Origin of the sequence: Mammaliicoccus sp. J-M41 (genome assembly GCF_022385935.1) — a bacterium.
GTDB classification, from domain to species: domain Bacteria; phylum Bacillota; class Bacilli; order Staphylococcales; family Staphylococcaceae; genus Mammaliicoccus; species Mammaliicoccus sciuri_A.
Map to the genome: position 1 here is coordinate 153,641 of NZ_JAJNIR010000002.1, position 22,017 is coordinate 175,657.

At 32.3% G+C, this 22,017-nt stretch carries 16 protein-coding genes; 2 read left to right on the plus strand and 14 right to left on the minus strand.

Going from position 1 to position 22,017, the window contains the following annotated elements; genetic code table 11:
• Positions 1–19 precede the first annotated feature (19 nt).
• The 6 genes from polA to LQ686_RS01835 form a co-directional block, all read right to left on the minus strand.
• Entirely contained in the window at positions 20–2,641 is a 2,622-nt protein-coding gene (gene polA / locus LQ686_RS01810; RefSeq protein WP_025904304.1) for a DNA polymerase I, read from the minus strand.
• Positions 2,642–2,832: 191 nt separating this feature from the next.
• The gene (pnpS, locus tag LQ686_RS01815; RefSeq protein WP_239733117.1) at positions 2,833–4,539 is read right to left on the minus strand and encodes a two-component system histidine kinase PnpS; all 1,707 of its coding nucleotides are present in this window, start codon (positions 4,537–4,539) and stop codon (positions 2,833–2,835) included.
• Complete coding sequence (locus LQ686_RS01820) at positions 4,532–5,242, minus strand: response regulator transcription factor (protein ID WP_103360783.1); 711 nt, start codon at positions 5,240–5,242, stop codon at positions 4,532–4,534. The genes pnpS and LQ686_RS01820 overlap by 8 nt, the downstream gene beginning before the upstream one ends.
• Positions 5,243–5,386: 144 nt before the next feature.
• Positions 5,387–6,319, minus strand: a complete 933-nt coding sequence (gene mdh, locus LQ686_RS01825) for a malate dehydrogenase (RefSeq protein ID WP_025904307.1) — start codon at positions 6,317–6,319, stop codon at positions 5,387–5,389.
• Positions 6,320–6,380: 61 nt separating this feature from the next.
• Entirely contained in the window at positions 6,381–7,649 is a 1,269-nt protein-coding gene (gene icd / locus LQ686_RS01830; protein ID WP_025904308.1) for an NADP-dependent isocitrate dehydrogenase, read from the minus strand.
• Positions 7,650–7,697: 48 nt separating this feature from the next.
• Positions 7,698–8,816, minus strand: coding sequence for a citrate synthase (locus LQ686_RS01835; RefSeq protein WP_025904309.1), 1,119 nt, complete (start codon positions 8,814–8,816; stop codon positions 7,698–7,700).
• Positions 8,817–9,243: 427 nt separating this feature from the next.
• On the opposite strand from LQ686_RS01835, the gene LQ686_RS01840 reads away from it, so the two are divergent.
• Entirely contained in the window at positions 9,244–10,599 is a 1,356-nt protein-coding gene (locus LQ686_RS01840; RefSeq protein WP_025904310.1) for an amino acid permease, read from the plus strand.
• A gap of 179 nt (positions 10,600–10,778) precedes the next feature.
• On the opposite strand, the gene pyk is transcribed toward LQ686_RS01840, so the two are convergent.
• From pyk to LQ686_RS01880, 8 genes are all read right to left on the minus strand, one after another.
• A complete protein-coding gene (pyk, locus tag LQ686_RS01845; protein ID WP_025904311.1) occupies positions 10,779–12,539 on the minus strand; it encodes a pyruvate kinase in 1,761 nt (586 codons plus the stop codon).
• A gap of 30 nt (positions 12,540–12,569) precedes the next feature.
• Positions 12,570–13,535: a 6-phosphofructokinase gene (gene pfkA / locus LQ686_RS01850; RefSeq protein ID WP_025904312.1), complete on the minus strand. Its 966-nt coding sequence runs from the start codon at positions 13,533–13,535 to the stop codon at positions 12,570–12,572.
• A gap of 238 nt (positions 13,536–13,773) precedes the next feature.
• On the minus strand, positions 13,774–14,718 hold the full coding sequence (locus LQ686_RS01855) for an acetyl-CoA carboxylase carboxyltransferase subunit alpha (protein ID WP_025904313.1): 945 nt from the start codon (positions 14,716–14,718) through the stop codon (positions 13,774–13,776).
• The gene (gene accD / locus LQ686_RS01860; RefSeq protein WP_025904314.1) at positions 14,711–15,580 is read right to left on the minus strand and encodes an acetyl-CoA carboxylase, carboxyltransferase subunit beta; all 870 of its coding nucleotides are present in this window, start codon (positions 15,578–15,580) and stop codon (positions 14,711–14,713) included. The genes LQ686_RS01855 and accD overlap by 8 nt, the downstream gene beginning before the upstream one ends.
• A gap of 18 nt (positions 15,581–15,598) precedes the next feature.
• Positions 15,599–16,054 carry a FadR/GntR family transcriptional regulator gene (locus LQ686_RS01865; RefSeq protein ID WP_025904315.1) on the minus strand — a complete coding sequence of 152 codons (456 nt, stop codon included), beginning with the start codon at positions 16,052–16,054 and terminating at the stop codon, positions 15,599–15,601.
• A 19-nt stretch (positions 16,055–16,073) separates the two neighbouring features.
• Positions 16,074–17,303: an NADP-dependent malic enzyme gene (gene ystJ, locus LQ686_RS01870; protein ID WP_025904316.1), complete on the minus strand. Its 1,230-nt coding sequence runs from the start codon at positions 17,301–17,303 to the stop codon at positions 16,074–16,076.
• Positions 17,304–17,437: 134 nt separating this feature from the next.
• Positions 17,438–20,629, minus strand: coding sequence for a DNA polymerase III subunit alpha (locus tag LQ686_RS01875; RefSeq protein WP_107573109.1), 3,192 nt, complete (start codon positions 20,627–20,629; stop codon positions 17,438–17,440).
• Between the two features lie 11 nt (positions 20,630–20,640).
• Positions 20,641–21,567, minus strand: coding sequence for a DHH family phosphoesterase (locus LQ686_RS01880; RefSeq protein ID WP_107565387.1), 927 nt, complete (start codon positions 21,565–21,567; stop codon positions 20,641–20,643).
• 74 nt (positions 21,568–21,641) lie between these two features.
• Between LQ686_RS01880 and LQ686_RS01885 the strand changes: the two genes are divergently transcribed.
• Positions 21,642–21,992 (plus strand): YtpI family protein, encoded by a 351-nt coding sequence (locus LQ686_RS01885; RefSeq protein WP_025904319.1) that lies wholly within the window; start codon positions 21,642–21,644, stop codon positions 21,990–21,992.
• The last annotated feature ends 25 nt before the right edge of the window (positions 21,993–22,017 follow it).

Here is a 22,017-nt window from a genome sequence, read left to right on the forward strand (position 1 = left end):
ATAATCTTCTTTCCTTTTATTATTTAGCATCATACCATGTTTGTCCTGAACTAGATTCTACACTTAATGGTACAGATAACTCGAGTGCATTATCCATGATGTCTTCTACAAACGGTTGGAATGCTTCTAATTCATCTTCTGGAACTTCAAATATTAATTCATCGTGTACTTGTAATAATAATTTAGCTTTAAAATCTTTATCTTTCATTTTGTTCGCAAATTGTACCATTGCTAATTTAATAATATCCGCCGCACTACCTTGAATTGGTGTATTCATAGCTGTTCTCTCAGCAAAACTTCTTAAATTAAAGTTACGATTTGTGATGTCTGGTGTATATCTTCTTCTGTGAAGTAGCGTTTCTACATAACCTTTTTGTTTAGCATCTTGTACGATTGTATCCATGTATTCTTTTACTTTAGGGAAACTATCTAAGTAATCATCAATAAATTGCTTAGCAGCTTTTCTTGTAATGCCTAAACTTTGACTTAAACCATAGTCACTAATACCATACACAATACCAAAGTTAACTGCTTTTGCTTGTCTTCTCATATTTGAAGTTACTTCGTCTTTACTGACATTGAACACACGCATTGCAGTTGTCGTATGAATATCTTCATTAGCAGTAAAGGCTTCTTTCATATGCTCGTCACCAGTAATATCTGCTAATACACGTAATTCAATTTGAGAATAGTCAGCAGCAAATATAACGTGATTCTCTTTACTTGGTCTAAATGCTTTTCTAATTTTTCTACCTTCTTCTAATCTTATAGGTATGTTTTGTAGATTAGGATCTACAGAACTTAAACGACCCGTTTGAGCTAATGTTTGATTAAATCTCGTATGAATCTTACCTTCAGACGTAATCATTTTTTGCAATCCTTCAATATAAGTAGATTGAAGTTTAGCGAGCTGTCTATAGACTAATATGTCTTCAATAATCGGATGTTCATTACGTAATTGTTCTAATACATCAACTGCAGTTGAGTATCCAGTCTTTGTCTTTTTAATAATTGGTAGTTTTAAATCTTCAAATAATACGACACCTAACTGTTTTGGTGAATTAATATTGAATTCCGAACCGGCATGATGATGAATTTGTTCAATCAATTTATCGATACGTACTTTCAAGTCTTCTTGCATTTCAACTAAAGTATCTTTATCAACCGTTATGCCGATATATTCCATTTCAGCTAATACACGTGCTAACGGTAATTCTAAGTCATCATGTAAACTCAATTGATCTTTTTCATCTAGTAATTGAATCATTTTATCTTTTGTTTCATAAACTGCCGTTACCTTTTTAGCTATACTTTCAAAAAGCATATCTTGTTCTGGGACGTGCAACTTTTTACCTTTGCCATATATACTTTCGTCATTCGGTACATAATAAATGCCAAATTCTGATACGACTGAGTATACATCATCAATCGTTCTAGAAGGATCTAAAATGTAACTCGCTAACATTGTATCGAACTGAATACCATTAATTTCAATACCTAATCTTTTACATAATATAATCGTTTTTTTAGCATCATATGTTGCAAATGTTACTTGATCATTTTCAAGCCATTGTTTTAATTTTTTATGTTCTTTTAAAATATCAGGAGAAACAACATATGTTTCGCCATTTGCATGAATCGCAAATCCAAGTATATCTGCTTTTAAATAATTAGCTTCGTTCGTTTCAAAATGAATTGCCGCTTCAGTTACCTTATCAAAATCAAAGTCATCAATATTAGTTGAGTATTTAATCTCTCGGTCATCTGTTGCTTCAGCACTTGCATCCATTTGATCAAGCAATTGTTTGAATTCTAATGTCTTAAATAACTTTATCTTCTCGTCATTACTTTGATCTGTAAGCTTCAAGTCATCTATTGTAACTTCAATAGGAGACTTACGATTAATCGTAGCAAGTTCTTTACTTAACTTAGCTTTATCTTCGTTATCTATTAATTTTTCTTTCATTTTTGATTTCTTTAACTCATCAATATTTTCATAAACACCTTCTACAGTCTCAAACTGTTTCAGTAATTTAATCGCTGTCTTCTCACCAATTCCAGGCACACCTGGTATATTATCTGACTTATCACCCATAAGCCCTTTCATATCAATAATTTGATTAGGTACTAAACCATCATATTTTTCAGCGATAAATTCAGGCGTATAATGATCAATATCTGTTACACCTTTTTTAGTATAATAAATCGTTACATTTTCACTTGCTAACTGAGTTAAATCTCGGTCACCCGTAATGATGATTGTCTTAATATTTTTCTCATCTGCTTCACGAGATAATGTACCGATAATATCATCCGCTTCATAATTTTCTAATTCATAATGTTTAATATGATAACTTTCCACAAGTTGACGGATATATGGTAATTGGCTTCTTAATTCATCTGGCGTCTTCTCACGACCACCTTTATATTCACTGTACATATTATTTCTGAAAGTTGTTTTTCCAGCATCAAAAGCAACCATAAAATGAGTTGGCTCTTCTTCTTTAATTATTTTATCTAAAATCATCGTAAAACCATATATAGCATTCGTATAAACGCCAGCTTTATTTGTTAATAAAGGCAAAGCAAAAAATGCTCTAAATGATAAACTATTACCATCAATCAGTACCAATTTTTCCACAATAAGATACCTCCATCTTTATATTGATTATATTTTATCATATCTCACAATATAATAAGATTGTTTCGCATAAATAAAAAAAGCGAAATACACAATGTATTTCGCATAATCATCAAAATGAAGGGGTCTATGTTTATTCTATCTGTTCATGATTAATTCAATATGAATAAATTGTAAAGATTATATGAAGATTACTTATTAAAGAGTTTCACAATAAAGTTAGATCCTTTTCCAACTTCTGATTCAACTTTAATTTGTCCATTATGTGCTTCAACAATATGTTTCGTAATGGATAAACCAAGTCCTGTTCCTCCTGAATCTCTACTACGCGCTTTATCTACACGATAAAATCTTTCAAAAATTCGTTTTTGTTCATCTTTAGATATACCTATACCATTATCTTTCACAGAAATGATTTGACCTTCATCTACTTCTTTAATCGTTATAATAACTTCACTAGATTTCGGTGAATAACTTATGGCGTTCGTTAATAAATTAATCAACACCTGTGTTAATTTATCTTTGTCACCATATCCATACACTTCTTTATCGATATGATTTGTAATGTGAATGTCTTTTTTAGAAGCAACATTTGATACTGTATTAATCGAATGTTCGCCAATTTCTGTTAATGATATTAGTTCTTTCGGTATCTCGCTATTTTGTTCAATTTTTGATAACTCGAGTAAATCTTGAACAAGTGATTGAATTCGATTAGATTCATCTAACATGATATTTAAGAACATATCTAACGATTCAGGATTATTTTTAGCACCATCTAATAATGTTTCCGCAAATCCTTTTATTGATGTAATTGGTGTTCTTAATTCATGAGATACATTAGCCACAAAATCTTTTCGCATATGTTCTAATTTCTTCAACTTCGTTATATCATGCATAACGACAACTAAACCTAATAGATTTCGTTTTTTTCGAGATAATACTGGAATAACTGAAACTTCAAAGAACTTATTATGTACATCATTAATATACATTTCGACTTGTTCAAACATAGGTTTTTCTAATTTTAAAGCTTCGTTCATCATCTGTATAATCTCAACATTAGGCATTGCTTCTTTAAATAACTGTCCTTCAGAATGACTGTTTCTATCAAATAAGTCATGATACGTCTTGTTTGCAATGACAATATAACCTTCTCTATCTAACATTAAAATTGCACTTGGAATATTCTCTAAAGTCGTTTCCAATCGATTACGTTGCAATTTCTGTTCATTATTTAAATTATCTAATGTTCTAGCAAGTTCATTCGTATTAACAAAGAGTTCTTTCGTTTCTTTCACATTACTTTCCGGAACTCTAACACGATATTTACCAGAAGCCAATAATTTAGTAGCATATGTCACTTCTTTAATTGGATGAATATAAGAAGTGTTAATATATCGAACGACAAAATAGATTAAAGGTAATGTAAAACATAAGACTAACAATAAATATTTCCAAATATCTTTTTGAATAATCGCTATCGTATCTGTATGTTTTGCTATAACAACTGTATAATTTCCATACGTTCTTGCATACATGACTTCAGATTCTGACTTATCAACTGCAAAATATTCATCAAATGCATTTGCATCAGATATAGCTTGCTTTTTATTTTGATTAAATATGTTTGTATCCTTTTCACTTGAACGATATAACACACGTCCATCTTTTTGCAGTAAAATATCTTGATCAAAGACACTTAAAATATCTTTAAGATTTTCAGGATTATTTTTTGCAATATCGTAAACTTTTTTGGATTCAGTCTTTAATAATTTTTGCTGTTGTTTAGAAATTAAATCGTAACTAGAATTATGAAGGAAAAACCCTAATATAAGAAAACTTACAACAGTAACCGTTGTAAGTATAATTAGTAATTTATTATAGAACTTAATCATTATTCTTTGGTCTTTCTAACTTATAGCCTAAACCTCTCACCGTTTTAATGAATTGAGGTTGCTTAGGATTTTCTTCAAGTTTATCCCTCAAATGACTGATGTGCACATCAACTATTCTAGAGTCTCCAGCAAATTCATAATTCCAAACTGAATTCAACATATGTTCTCTAGTTATCACACGACCTTGTCTCTCAATAAGGTAAAGTAAAAGTTCGAATTCTTTTGGTGTTAATTCTAATAACTCATCATTTCTATACACTTCAAAGAAGTCAGGTCTAATTCTAATTGCACCTAGAATAATATCTTCATCATCATCTAAGTTTTTATTTTCAACTTGCCCAACGCGTCTTAATATAGCTTTAACACGTGCTACAACTTCACGAGGTGAAAATGGTTTAGTCATATAATCATCTGCACCTAATTCTAGTCCTAATACTCTATCAAATTCATCGTCTTTAGCTGTAAGCATAAGAATCGGAACTTGGTTTTTATCTGATCGAATCGTTTTACAAACTTCAATTCCATCTTTCTCAGGTAACATTACATCTAATACTACTAAATCTGGTTTCTCTTCATTTACTTTCTCTAACGCTTGAACTCCATCATAAGCTACAATTACTTGGTAACCAGCTTGTTCTATATTATATTTAAGCAATGTAACGATAGATTGCTCATCGTCTACTACCAATACTTTTTGTGACATTCAAGGTCCTCCTTAAGCGATTTAATATAATTATAACTTAAATTATTTAAAAAATAATGGTTATTTAGAGAACTTTACAAAAAGTTAACACTAGCTAAATAAAAGAGACGCATTCAAAGCAGAATGCGTCTTTTAACTGTTATTTTATTGTAAAATATTCTTTACTGCTTCAACAGATTGAGCAGATTCATCAAGTAATTGCTTTTCTTCATCAGTTAAGTCTAACTCAATGACTTTTTCAATACCATTAGCACCTAATACAGTTGGAACACCTAAATAGATGTCTTGATAACCATATTCACCTTCTAAATAAGCAATTGAAGGTAATACTCTCTTTTGATCTTTCAATATTGCTTCTGTCATTTCAATTAAAGCTGCTCCAGGTGCATAATATGCTGAACCATTACCTAGTAAGTTAACAATCTCAGCTCCACCTTTTCTTGTTCTATCAACAATTTCAGCAATTTTTTCTTCAGATAATAACTTCTCTAAAGGTACACCACCAGCTGCTGAGTATCTAATAAGTGGAACCATTGTATCTCCATGACCACCTAATACAAATCCTGTTACATCTTTAACTGAAAGATCTAATGCTTCAGCAACAAATGTTCTAAATCTAGCAGTATCTAATACGCCAGATTGACCAATCACGCGCTCTTTCGGAAATCCTGACTCTTTATATACTGTATAAGTCATTGCATCAACTGGGTTTGTTAAGACTAAGATAACGCAATTAGGTGAATATTTAACAATTTCTTTAGTAACGGATTTCATAACATTTTGATTTGTTTGTACTAAATCATCACGTGACATCCCAGGCTTTCTTGCAATACCCGCTGTAATAATGACGACATCTGAATCTTTTGTATCTTCATAATTAGCAGTACCCGTTACTTTTGAATCAAAGCCTAATACCGGTGCACTTTCTGCAATATCTAACGCTTTACCTTTTGTTGGGTTTTCAGATTGAGGCATATCAACAAGTACAATATCACCTAACTCTTTTTGAGCTGCTATAAATGCAGCTGTAGCGCCAGTAAATCCTGCTCCAATAATTGAAATTTTCTTTCTTGCCATGTTGTTCATCTCCTTATAATAAAAGGAAGGTTATTAAATAACCTTCCTCAAATAACATCTATTATGGTAAATTTTTAATTAATTCATCAGCGAATTCTGAAGATTTAACTTCAGTTGCGCCATCCATTAAACGAGCAAAGTCATATGTTACTACTTTAGAAGCAATTGTAGCTTCAACAGATTGAGTTACTTTGTCAGCAGCTTCTTGCCAACCTAAGTGTTCTAACATTAATACACCACTTAATAATACTGATGAAGGGTTAACTTTATCTAAACCAGCATATTTAGGAGCTGTACCGTGTGTCGCTTCGAAAATTGCATGTCCTGTTTCGTAGTTAATGTTTGCACCAGGTGCAATACCAATACCACCAACTTGAGCTGCTAATGCATCTGAAATGTAGTCACCGTTTAAGTTCATTGTAGCAACTACATCAAATTCAGCAGGACGCGTTAAAATTTGTTGTAAGAAGATATCAGCGATAGAGTCTTTGATAATTAATTTACCTTCAGCCTCTGCATCTGATTGTGCTTTATTAGCTGCATCTTTACCTTCTTCTTCAACAATTTTATCATATTGTTGCCAAGTGAATACGCGATCTCCGAATTCACGTTCAGCTAAATCGTAACCCCATTTTTTGAATGCACCTTCAGTGAATTTCATGATGTTACCTTTATGAACTAATGTAACATTTCTACGATTATTATCGAATGCATAGTTAATTGCTGCTCTTACTAATCTTTCAGTACCTTCTTTAGAAACTGGTTTAATACCGATACCTGAAGTTTCAGGGAATCTGATATTTTTAGCACCCATTTCATTTTGTAAGAAGTCTATAACTTTTTTAGCTTCATCTGAGCCTTCTTGGAATTCAATACCAGCATAAATATCTTCAGTATTTTCACGGAAGATAACCATATCTGTATCTTCAGGACGTTTAACAGGTGAAGGAACACCCTTAAACCAACGTACTGGACGTAGACAAGTGAATAAATCTAACTCTTGACGTAAAGCAACGTTTAATGAACGAATTCCGCCACCAATTGGTGTAGTTAATGGACCTTTAATAGCGATTAAATATTCTTTAATCGTTTCTAAAGTTTCGTTTGGTAACCATTCACCAGTTTCATCGAATGCTTTTTGACCTGCTAATACTTCTTTCCATTCGATTTTCTTTTCGCCATTATATGCTTTTTCTACAGCTGCATCTAATACTCTACTTGCTGCATTCCAGATATCTGGTCCAATTCCATCCCCAATAATAAATGGGATAACTGGATTATTTGGAACATTTAAAACGCCTTGATTTGTTGTAATTTTTTCTGCTGTCATTATATGATTCCTCCATCTAAATTTGTTAGTTATATTATATTAATTAAATTAACGGTTTTCAATTGGTTCATATTTACGATCACGTTCACCAGTATATTCAGCTCTTGGTCTCATAATTCTATTTGTTCTATATTGTTCAAGAATATGAGCTGTCCAACCTGACATACGGCTAATTGCAAAGATTGGTGTGAATAAATCGTGATCAATACCCATGCTGTGATATACAGTTGCACTGTAGAAGTCAACGTTAGGTAATAATCCTTTTTCTTCTTTCATAATTTCAGCAATTCTTAAAGAAATTTCAAACAGTTCTTTTTGACCTGATTCATCTGTAATACGACGACTCATTTCTTTTAAGTACTTCGCTCTAGGGTCACCATTTTTATATACTCTGTGTCCGAAGCCCATAATTTTTTCTTTGTTTGCAATTTTTTCTTTAATGTAATCATCAGTTTTGTCGACAGTGCCAATTTCAGTTAACATTTTCATAACTTGTTCGTTAGCACCACCATGTAATGGGCCTTTCAATGCGCCAGCTGCTGCTGTCACACCTGAATACATATCAGATAAAGTCGAAACTGCTACACGTGCTGTAAATGTTGAAGCATTGAATTCATGGTCAGCGTGTAAAATTAACGCTTTGTTAAAACCTTCTACCTCAACATCAGTTGGAACTTCACCTCTTAACATATATAAGAAGTTTGCTGCATATGTTAAATCTTTTTTAGGTTTCACAACTTCTTTACCTTGTCTTACACGAGAAAATGCTGCTACTAATGATGCAACTTTTGCTTGAATTCTAATTGCACGTTCATAGTTCATTTCTTCATCAAATTTTTCAGCGTCTGGATCGAAATGCGCTAAATAAGATAATGAAGTACGTAATCCAGTCATTGGATGAACTTTATCAGTCGCATAATCTTCGAAATGTGTATACATTCTAGGGTTTAGAGTCATATATCCTAGTAGTTTCTCATTTAGTTCTGCTAATTCCTCTTTGTTTGGTAATCTTAAATTCCATAGTAAAAACATAACTTCTTCAAATAAAGCATTTTCAGTTAGATCATCTATTTCATAACCTGCATAAGTTAATTGATTATCTATGATTGAACTAATTTGAGTTTCAGAAGCAATGATGCCCTCTAACCCTTTTGCTACTTGTGCCATAATAATATCCCCCTTACTAAATAATTGCCCATATATGTAATGGCTTTCATCTATCATTATATATAATTTCTTGAGATTTGTGAATGCGAAGGACCTTTAAACTTTAAATTCTTTAGTAATTTTAGATGAATAAAAATAAACAGTTGTAATTTTATATTTTTTATAATATTGCTATAGTAAATTAAATATATCCCGAAAACGTGAACACAGAAGGATTTACGAGTGAATAATACCCTATCATTTTTATCAGAATAGGTCATTTCGTCGTTTATCCATTCATTTTTATTATTATATATGATAAAAATAATAAATCATGTTAACAGGTATCAAACAGTTGTTAAACATCCATTTTTTAATTGCTATTTTCTTACAGCAAGCGCATAATAATAACATGAAAGTTTGTATATGAAAGAGGGATAAAGTTTATATGGCTAACAATTTACAAAGGGAGTTAAGCAATAGGCATGTACAACTTATTGCGATAGGTGGTGCTATAGGTACAGGCTTATTCTTAGGTGCTGGAGAAACAATCAGTTCAGCAGGCCCTTCAATACTACTGACCTATATTATAATAGGTTTAATTTTATTTCTGTTTATGAGAGCTCTAGGGGAAATATTACTCTCAAACACTGATTTTCATTCTTTTGCAGATGTCACACATACATACATCGGCCCGTTCGCAGGATATATAACAGGATGGACTTATTGGTTCTGTTGGATTGTAACTGGTATGGCCGAAGTAACTGCAGTAGCAAAATACATAAGTTTTTGGTTTCCTGACATACCAACATGGATTACAGCATTATTTACAATACTCATATTGATGACGATGAATTTAATGACTGCTAAACTATTTGGTGAATTAGAGTTCTGGTTCTCTATTATTAAAATTACAACAATCGTAGCTTTAATCGTTGTCGGTATTATCATGATCGTAATGGCATATGAAACACCATACGGTACAGCTTCACTAACACATATTTGGGATCATAATGGTATATTCCCGAATGGAATGAATGGTTTCTTCTTATCATTCCAAATGGCAGCTTTCTCATTTGTAGGTATTGAATTAATCGGTGTTACAGCTGGTGAAACGAAAGATCCACATAAGACAATACCAAGAGCGATTAACAGTGTTCCAATTAGAATTATGCTTTTCTATGTAGGTTCACTTATTATCATCATGTCTATTACACCTTGGGACAAAATCGACCCTGCCGAAAGTCCATTCGTAAAATTATTCGGACTGATTGGTATTCCAATCGCAGCAGCAATTATCAACTTTGTTGTTTTAACAGCTGCAGCTTCATCTTGTAATAGTGGTATTTTCTCAAATAGTAGAATGCTTTATGGTTTATCACAAAATGGACAAGCAAATAAGAGCTTTGGTCAAACAAACAAAACTGGTGTCCCTTATAAAGCAACACTATTTAGTTGTTTCTTATTAATGATCTCAGTACTTTTAAACTACGTGATTAAAGATGCTGGTGAAGTATTTAAATATGTAACATCAGTTTCAACTGTTCTTTTCTTAGTAGTATGGTCATTAATCATTGTTGCTTATATTAGATATCGTAAAATATCACCAGAATTAAACAAAGCATCTGATTTCAAATTACCTGGTGGTGTTCCAGTAGCATGGATTACATTAATATTCTTTATTTTCGTATTCGTGTTATTGATGACAAATAAAGTGACATTAATCGCTATATTAATTACACCAATTTGGTTTATCATTTTGACATTCATGTACTTTAATCAAAAACGTAAAGTATTTAAATAAAGTAAATTAAAACATCTCATTTTCCTGAGCAAATCAGAAAATGAGATGTTTTTTTGTAGCCTTATTTATTATAACGGCACCAGTATTTGCACCTTTAGCTAGAACTGCTAATAACGGCATTTGCATTCATAAATAAAAAAAGAGGCTAAGATATCATATCCCAGCCTCTGTCTTATATATTATAATACGTTAGCATATCCTTCGAACACTTTGTGTTGTTTTGGATCTAATGTAATTAATGTACCATCTGCTATTTTTTCGCGAGCGCCTTCAACACCAACGATAGTTGCTACGCCTAAGTTAAGGCCAACAACTGCAGCGTGAGAAGTTAATCCGCCTTCTTCTGTTACAATTCCTTTAGCATTTTCTAAATATGGAACCATATCAGCATCTGTTGATTGTGTCACAACGATTGATTCACTTAAATCTTTACCTTTTAAATCGTCAGCAGTATTTGCTACTACAGCTTTACCTACTGTTGAATGATGACCGATTCCTTGACCTTTAGCTAATTCATCACCTACTAAATGAATCTTCATTAAGTTAGTTGTACCTGTTTCACCTGTTGGTACACCTGCAGTAATAATGATTAAATCACCATTATCAACTAAACCTGTGTTAACAGCTGTTGATACAGCATTATTTAATAATTCATCAGTTGTTTGTTTACCTTTTTTCACAACTGGTAATACGCCCCATACTAATGTCATATGACGAGCAGTTGTTTCATTAGGTGTAACAGCTATAATGTGTGAATGTGGTCTATATTTAGAGATTGTTTGAGCTGTAGCACCACTTTCAGTTGCTGCAACGATTGATTCTACATTTAAGTTTAAAGCTGTATGTGCAACTGATACACCGATTGCATTAACTAAATTCGTATCGATCATTTTTGAACGATCAGATAATAATTTTTTGTAATCTTGAGCTTCTTCAGCAGCTACTGCGATATTTTGCATTGTGCGTACTGCTTCTTCAGGATATAATCCTGCTGCAGTTTCACCAGATAACATAACTGCATCTGTACCATCGTAAATAGCGTTCGCTACGTCACTTGCTTCTGCTCTTGTACAACGTGGGTTTCTTTGCATTGAATCTAACATTTGTGTTGCTGTAATAACTGGTTTACCTAATTTATTACATTTTTGGATTAATTGTTTTTGTACCATTGGAACTGCTTCTGGTAAAATTTCAACACCCATATCACCACGAGCAACCATTAAACCATCTGAAACTTGAAGAATTTCATCGATATTTTCAATTCCTTCTTCATTTTCAATTTTAGGAATAATTTTAATAACGTTATTTTCTTTTTCTTCTAAAATTGCACGAATATCTAATACATCTGATGGACGTCTTACGAAACTAGCTGCAATAAAGTCTACACCTTGTTCGATACCGAAGCGGATATCACTAGCGTCTTTATCAGTAATACCAGGAAGGTTTACTTTAACACCTGGTAAGTTAACACCTTTTTTATTTTTTAATTCGCCAGTATTTTCTACTGCACAGTGAACTTCACCTTTAGCGATATCAATTGATTTAACTGTAAGTTCGATTAAACCATCATCAAGTAGAATTGTTGATCCAACTTCTACATCTTCTGCTAATTTTTCGTAAGTAACTGAGAACGCTTCTTTAGTACCCTCTACTTCAGTTGTTTTAACTGTTACTTCACTACCTTTAGTAAGTTCAATTAAACCATCTTTCATGTTATGAGTTCTAATTTCAGGACCTTTTGTATCTAATAAGATACCAATATTTTTATTTAATTTAGAACTTACTTTTCTAATTGTATCTATACGACCTTTGTGTTCTTCATGACTTCCGTGTGAGAAGTTCAATCTAGCAACGTTCATGCCTGCAAGCATTAATTTTTCTAACATTTCTTCTGATTCTGATGCTGGACCTATCGTACATACAATTTTTGTCTTTCTCATATTAAAATGACCTCCGTAGTTTTTCTTTTTTTATATAGATAATTGATGTGCTAAATCATACATTTTCTTGTCGATGTTATGTTCTGCTTGGAATATTTCATCAAAATGCGTACATGTTAATTCATTTTGTTGGATTCCAACTGCTTTAGCACTATCACCTTGCATAAGTAGTTCAACTGCATAACCGCCTAAACGAGAAGCAAGTACTCTATCCATTCCAGTAGGTGTACCGCCTCTTTGGATGTGGCCTAAACATGAAACGCGTGTATCAATGTTAATAAATTTCTTCAATTCTTCCCCACATTGATGACCAGTCATGACACCTTCAGCACAAATAATGATAGAATGTTTTTTCCCTCTATCCATACCATGTTGAATTTTTTCAGCGATTTCTTCAATGTCTGATTTAACTTCTGGAATTAAAATTGTTTCCGCTCCAGCTGCTAATCCTGACCATAGCGCTAAATCACCAGCGTCTCTTCCCATTACTTCAATAATAAAAGTACGTTCATGACTTGATGCTGTATCTCTTATTTTATCGACAGCATCAATGATTGTGTTAAGTGCTGTATCAAAACCAATTGTAAAGTCTGTACCATTAATATCGTTATCGATAGTACCGGGTACACCGATTGTTTTAAGATTTTTAGCTTCTTCGCTTAATCTTTGTGCACCTCTATAACTTCCATCTCCACCGATAACAACTAATCCTTCTATACCTCTTTTTTCAAGGTTTTCAATTGCTTTCGCACGCACTTCTTTTTCTTTAAATTCTGGACATCTAGCAGAATAAAGGAATGTACCACCTCTTTGAATCATGTCACCAACTGAACCTAATTCAAGTTTTTTGATATTATCATTTATTAAGCCTAAGTAACCTTGGTATACACCATAAACTTCAATATCATGATAAATAGCTTTACGAACAACTGCACGAATTGCTGCGTTCATCCCTGGTGAATCTCCACCGCTCGTTAAAACCGCAATTTTTTTCATAAATATACAGACCTCTCTTGTTATATGATTGTTAATTTAAAAATAACACAAATATTGGCTTGATTCCATTAAAACTACTGTTATTTAAATATGTAAACGTCTTCTTAAAAAAAGATTCCAACTTTTGTAATTTTTCAAAAGTTGGAATCGCTTAATTTTAATTCAATTATGCACATATACATAAATTTATGAAAAGAAATTATATCAGTATAAATGATTACTTGTCATTTTAAATATCCTAATCGATATAACTTCCTATATTACGATACTTATTAAAACGATCTTCAACTAAACTTTCTGCATTTAATGTTCTTAAGTCTGAAAGATGTTTTTCAATTGATGTCTTTATAAGTGAAGCTTGTGATTCTAGATGTTTATGAGCACCACCAAATGGTTCTTTAACAACTTCATCTACAACATCTAAATCAAATAAGTCAGGTGCTGTAATTTTCATTGTTTCAGCTGCCATTTGAGCAAGCCCAGAATCTTTCCATAACAATGCTGCTGCACCTTCTGGAGAAATAACTGAATAAGTACTATTTTCTAACATGAGTAGACGATTGGTTACGCCTAATCCAAGTGCGCCACCACTTCCGCCTTCACCAATAACAATAGAAATAACAGGTACTGTTAAAGATGCCATTTCGACTAAGTTTTTAGCAATAGATTCACTTTGTCCACGTTCTTCTGCAGCTTTACCAGGATATGCACCTTTCGTATCAATGAACGTAATGATCGGTCTATTAAACTTCTCAGCCTGCTTCATTAAACGCAAAGCTTTACGATATCCTTCTGGATGTGCCATACCAAAGTTTCTAAAAATATTATCTTTAGTGTCTTTACCTCTTTGATGACCTATAACTGTTACTGGTAACCCATTAAAGTAAGCCAATCCACCTATTAATGCTGGATCATCACGGAAAGTACGATCACCGTGAAGTTCGATAAAATCATCAAATATGTAAGGGATATAATCTAAAGTTGTAGGTCTTTCTTGTAATCTCGCAACTTGTACTCTATCCCAAGGCTTTAAATTATTATAAATGTGTTCTGTTTCTTTTGTTAAAGTGGCTTCCAATATTTCTATTTCATCTGTTAAGTCTACACCATGTTTTTCTTGATAAGATTGTAGAGATGCTATTTTTTCTTTAATTTCTTCTAAAGGTTTTTCAAATTCAAGCATTGTCTTTCACCTCGTTATGATGCATCTTAAGCACAGTACTTAAAGTTTTATACATATCTTTTCGATGTACAACTTTATCTAATTGGCCATGTTCTAGTAAAAATTCCGCCGTTTGGAAATCGTCAGGTAGTTTTTCACTAATCGTTTGTTCAATGATTCTTCTACCAGCAAATCCAATTAAAGCTTTCGGTTCTGCAAAGTTCAAATCACCTACTGACGCAAAGCTTGCTGAAACGCCTCCAGTTGTAGGGTGTGTCATATATGAAATGAATAGTAAGCCTTTATCACTATGACGTTTAATGGATACACTTGTCTTTGCCATTTGCATAAGTGAGATGATGCCTTCTTGCATTCTTGCACCACCACTTGCTGTGAACAATACAAATGGTAAATTGTGATCTGCACAATAATCGACAATTCTACAAATTTTCTCTCCTACTACTGCACCCATACTTCCCATTCTAAATCTAGAATCCATAACACAGATACCATAAGGAATACCGTCAATTGACGTTACACCTGTAACAACTGCATCATTTAAACCAGTACTTTTTCTATCTTTTTCTAATTTTTCTTCATATCCAGGAAATTCTAATGGGTTTGAAGCAGTCATACCAACATCAAACTCTTTAAATGCATCTTCATCACTCACAGCTCTAATTCTATCGTGAGCAGTTAATGCAATATGATGATCACAGTTAAAACAGACATTTAAGTTTTGTACGAGCTCTTTTGTATACATGATTTTTTTACATTTAGGGCATTTAGTCATGATACCTTCAGGCACGTCATTATCTTTACTGTTTTGAACAGTTACATATTTCTTCTTTTTCTGGCTTCGATTGAACAAGTCTTTAAACATGTCACTATCCCCCTGATTTTATTTACAATTATCTCTTTCAAATCTATCACTATATTGAGAGAGTAGCTTCCAAATCATATACATAATTTGATTATTATTATTTGAAACAAGTTCTTCTTTTGAATTTGTTTCAATGTTATTGTGTTCTTCACAGAAATTTTCAATCATCCATTTTAATTCATTGATTTCATCTAGTTGTGATTCATTATGAATTAAGAACCTTCCGATTAAATCAAAAAGTTGGTGTTGGTACATATCACTTAAGAATGTACCTTCACCTCTTCTAGTATGTATCACCCCTAAAAGTTCTAATGCTCTTAGGGCTTCTCTGATACTTGAACGTCCAACATTTAAGGTTTCACTTAAAAATCTTTCGGAAGGCAGTTTTTCACCCACTTGAATATTTTTTTCAACAATAATTGACTGAATTTGTTCGACAATCTTGATTAATCCTTTTTGCTTTTCTTTATCCAACGTGAGTCTCCTTCCAAAATTATGACAAGTCTGCTAATTCATATGTTCTACGTTCTATTTCATCAACATCAACTTCAATACGTGCCACGCCTGATTCCATACCAGCTTTTGCTACTGCTTTCGCAACGTATGGTGCAACTCTTGGATCGAATGGTCCAGGAATGACATAATCCGCGTTTAATTCTTCCTCTGAAACAAGGTTAGCAATTGCTTCTACTGCTGCTTGTTTCATTTCTTCATTTATATGAGTTGCACGAATATCTAATGCACCTCTAAAAATACCAGGAAATGCTAGTACATTATTAATTTGGTTAGGGAAATCAGAACGACCTGTACCAATAACTTTAGCACCCGCTTCTTTTGCTATATCTGGCATAATTTCAGGAACTGGGTTAGCCATAGCGAAGATAATTGGATCTTCAGCCATAGTTTCAACTAATTCTTTAGTTAATGCGCCTTCAACAGATACACCTACGAATACATCCGCATCTTTAATAACATCTGATAATTGACCTTCTGTTTTGTCTTTGTTTGTCCATTTGGCAACAAAGTCTTTAGTAGGATTCATACCATAAGGACGGTCTTCGTAAATCGCACCTCTAGAATCACACATAATCATATTTCTTACACCATAACTGTATAATAATTTAATAATTGCAATTCCTGCTGCACCTGCACCGTTTAAAACAACTTTTATATCGGATAATTTTCTGTCAGTAATTTTCAATGCATTAATCAAACCAGCAACCGTTACGATAGCCGTACCATGCTGATCATCATGAAAGACAGGTATTTTAGTTTCTTTTTTTAGACGTTCTTCAATTTCAAAACATCGAGGTGCTGAAATATCTTCTAAGTTAACGCCACCGTAGTTAGGTTCTAATAATTTAACAGTATTCACAATTTCATCAACGTCTGTCGTATTAAGTGCGATTGGCACACCATCTACACCAGCAAAGCTTTTGAATAAAACTGCTTTCCCTTCCATTACAGGAATACTTGCTTCAGGACCGATATCACCTAGGCCTAATACAGCTGTTCCATCTGTAATTACAGCTACCGCATTAGATTTCATTGTATAATCATATACTTTTCTTACGTCTTCATGTATATCTTTACATGGCTCTGCTACACCTGGAGAATAAGCAAGACTTAATTCCTCTTTATTAGTAACTTTAACTTTGGCATAAACGCCTAATTTACCTTGTTTTTCTTTATGCATATATAGAGCATCATCTCTTAATGACAAAATAATCATCCCTTCATTGTATGTATCTATCCCTTTATTATACATTAAATTTCTATAATTAAATTAAAAAATTCTTCATAGTGGTCAGACCACCATGAAGAATACTATAGCATAAATTATTTAATTAATAAAGCCTATAAAAGACGTACATTTTCATAACCTATTTGATTTATAAATTCTTCAAAGTTACCATGATTTAAGTTTAAATAGCCAAGCATTTTTGAACTATAATCTTCATCATTAAAATACGTTACTTTAATTTGTCGATTGTGGTCTTTTGTTATCCACTCTGCTAAATCTTCTACATTTCTTACGACGACTTCTTTTGTCGTATTAAATTTATGTTGTTTAAATGCATCTAATGTATCTATTTTGTTAATAATAATTTGTGTCTTACCGTTTCTTTTTTCGAATTTGCCATTGATAATTACTGGGACATTGATGATATTAGTTGTTTCAATTTGTTTATATGCATCAGGGAATATAACCCCTTCAACTTCATTTAATCCGTCTATTAAATTGACAAAAGCCATATTTTGACCTTTTTTAGTTCTAATTTTTCTTAGTGACGCAATCATTACGAGCATCGGTACTTTATTATGGTCTATTCTTAATGGATAAATCGATAAATATTGATGTTGATTGAATAACGCAATGATTGGATGCTCAGTTGCATAGAACCCTAAGTATTCTTTTTCATATTCACTTTTCATAAGATTAGGCATTTCTTCAACTTCTTTAAATTCTTTCTTTACGTTCAAACCTAATTCTTTCAATAAATTATTAGAATCTCCGACAGACTCGCTACTTTCATAAACATCGTCAATAGACTGTAACAATGTCGCTCTAGTCTGACCAAAATCATCTAAAGCACCAGCATATATAAGCGCTTGTATCAATTTCTTACTTTTAGCCTTACTTGGTAATCGATGTACAAGATCAAACATATCTTTATACGTTCCGTTTGTTTTTCTTTCATCAACAATCACTTTTACACTTTGATAACCAACGCTTTTAATTGCACCAAGTGACGTATATATTCCTTTTTTAGTTGCTTTATAAAACCATTCACTATGATTAATGGACGGTGGATATATTTTCACACCAATTCTTTTAAGTTCCGTTACCATTTGTTCTGTCTTAACTTCATTACCAACAACATTAGAAAGAATCGCAGCATAAAAGTATGTCGGATAATGTACTTTCAAATAAGTCATGATATACGCAATTTTACTATATGCTACAGCATGTGCTTTTGGATAACCATAGTCTGCAAACTTCAGTATTAAATCAAATATTTTTACAGCTGTTGATTCCTCGTAACCTCTTTCTAAGCTACCATTCACAAAATGTTTTCTTTCATTTTCTAACACTGCTCTATTTTTCTTACTCATCGCACGTCTCAAAATATCCGCTTCACCATATGAAAATCCTGCGAACTTACTTGCGATTTGCATAATCTGTTCTTGATATATAATAACGCCATATGTTGATTTCAATATATCTTTTAAATCTGGATGTAAATATTCTATCTCTGCATTTTGTCTACGTCTTTTAATATATGTTGGTATTTCTTCCATTGGTCCAGGTCTATATAAAGAGGTAACTGCTACAATATCGAGAAAATGGTCAGGCTTTAACCTTTTTAATACACTTCTAACACCTTGAGATTCAAGTTGGAAAATACCTGTTGTTTCACCTTTAGACAATAGTTGAAAGACTTTAGGATCATCAAAAGGAATTTTTTCAATATCTACAATTTGATTTTCTTGATATTTAACTTGATTGACCACTTGTTGAATAATCGATAAATTTCTTAAACCAAGAAAGTCGATTTTTAATAACCCGATCTTTTCAGTTTCAGTCATAGTCCATTGCGTTAAGACACCTGTATCACCCATCATCGTAGGTACAAATTGATGTAATGACTGATCATTAATAATGATACCTGCTGCATGTGTAGATGTATGTCTCGGTAAACCTTCTAATTGTTTACTTAGTTGAAACCATTTTTCATGCAAATGATTCTGGTTAACAAATTGTTTAAACGCATCATCTTCAAATGCTTCGTCTAATGTAATACCTAATTTATGAGGAATTAATTTTGAAATGTAATTGAGTGTAGCATCATCAAACTGCAATATTCTACCTACATCTCTTGCTACTGCTCTCGCTTGAAGATGACCATAAGTTACAATACCAGCAACACGATTATCACCGTATTTTTCTTGAACATATTGAATCACTTTATCGCGCTTAGTATCTTGAAAGTCGATATCAATATCCGGCATCGTCACACGTTCAGGGTTTAAAAATCTTTCAAATAACAAATCAAATTCAATCGGATCAATAGTAGTAATATTTAAAATAAAACTAACTAGAGATCCACCAGATGAACCACGTCCAGGACCAACTAATACATTTTGATCTTTCGCATAATTGATTAAGTCACTAACGATTAAGAAATAATCTGAATATCCCATTTTCACAATAATATCGTATTCGTATTTAAGTCGTTTTTCATATACTTCATTAAATTGTGGATACTTGGCTTTATTCATCATTAATAATTCCCAAAGATATTCATCACTTGATTGATTATTAGGCGTTTTATATTTTGGTAATAAATCTTGATGATACTCAATTTCAACCTGACATTTTTGAGCTATTTCATCTGTATTTTGTATGTACGCTTCATCTACATTAATTTGAGATATATCTTCTTTAGTTAAAAAATGATGATTTAAATTTTGTTGAAAATCACTCATCGTTAATTTTTCATTATTTTTAATTGCGTGAAGTGCGATTAAACTATCCCCATCTTCTTCATTCAAATAAAGTGCAGACTTCATAAATACTTTTTTATGATTCATATGTATCGTAGAATCATGAGAAATATATTTATCATCATCCCCAATTGTTATAGCTTGGAATAAATAATAGTTGGCTTCATTGATTTGTTTACCAATAATTATAAGTCCTTCTGAATAAGCATTAACCCATTCAATGGGTGTTGAAAATCGTTCTTTAATAGATATAGCAGATGATAACTTAATTAAATTATGATAGCCTGTTTTATTTTTAGCTAAGACCACACATTCAACTTGATTGAGTTGGTCATCTAAATAAATAGTTAATCCGAAGATTGGTTTTATATTTTCTTTTATACATGCATCATAAAATTGTAAAGCACCGTGCAGAACATTTAAATCTGTAAGAGCAAGCGCTTGATAATTTTCATTTTTAGCTTTTTGAACAACATCTGGGATTCTAATACTTGAATTAAGCAAATCATATGATGAATGAATATTTAAATGACTTACCATGCGCTCACCTCCTATATTTCAGATTTAATATCTGCTGCTAATGCATCAAACTCTTCCCAACTATATACAGATGCACCTGAAGCATTTGGATGTCCTCCACCGTTATATTTAGCTGCGATATGATTAATTTTTAGGCCTTTTGAACGAATTCTACATCTTATTTCTTTACCTTCATCAACAGCAAATACCCATGCTTTTAATCCTTTTATATCTGAAACGGTATTCACGAATAATGAAGCTTCATTAGGCTGTAAGTTGAACTGTTCAAGTATATCTTTCGTAATCTTAATTGAACAGAATCCTTCACCATCATATTTGAAATTCTGAAGGATATATCCTTGGAAGTGAAGTAAAGCTGGATCTCTTTCACTCAATTGGTTAAGTAATTTAGTACGTTCGAATTCTTTCGTCATTAACTCTGCTGCAACTTCCATTGTATGTGTAGACGTATTATCAAATAAGAATCTACCTGTGTCACCAACGATTCCTAAATATAATACTCTACTTGCTTTCTCACTTACATTTGAACCATTTAAATTCCATGATTTATTTAAATCAAAGATAATTTCACTTGTAGATGATGCTTCTGTATTTACAAAATTAATATCACCATATGAATCTACTGGTGGATGATGATCAATCTTAATTAATTCGTCACCAGTATTATAGCGACTATCATCAATACGTGGTGCGTTTGCTGTATCACAAACAATCACAAGTGCGCCATTATATGTTTCATCTGCAATTTCATCCAAATCTCCAATAAATGTTAGCGTCGGTTCAGGTTGACCGACTGCATATATATGCTTTTCAGGAAAAGCCTCTTGTAATATATATTTCAAGCCTAATTGAGAGCCATATGCATCAGGGTCTGGTCTAACATGCCTATGTATGATAATTGTTTCATATTGCTTTATTTTATTTAATATTTCTTCCATTGTGATCCTTCTTTCTTTATATTTACTTATATTTTATTAATTGATATAATTCGACTTGGTAGGAGGAATCAAACATGTCATCTGAAATTATGTCTACACTTGTTGCTTTGGCAGTAACTGTTATGATTATTGCTTTAATATTTGCTATTTTAAATTTAGCACGTTCATTTAGAACGAAACGTGACGTTAGAAAAGCGTATCATAAAGCGCGTTCAAGATTTTACTTTGGTATATTTATGATCGCATTTGCAGCAGACCAAGTATTGTTATTCCCAACATTAGTCACTTATATTATTGTTTTAGTATTATTATTCTTTGGTATTTTAAACGTATCTTATGGCTATAGAGCAAGTAAATACTTTAAAGGTAACTTACCTATCGAGAACAAAGCTTGGGAAGAATTCGAACAAAAAAAACATCAATAATATTTTAAAAAGCGTTGTATTACAT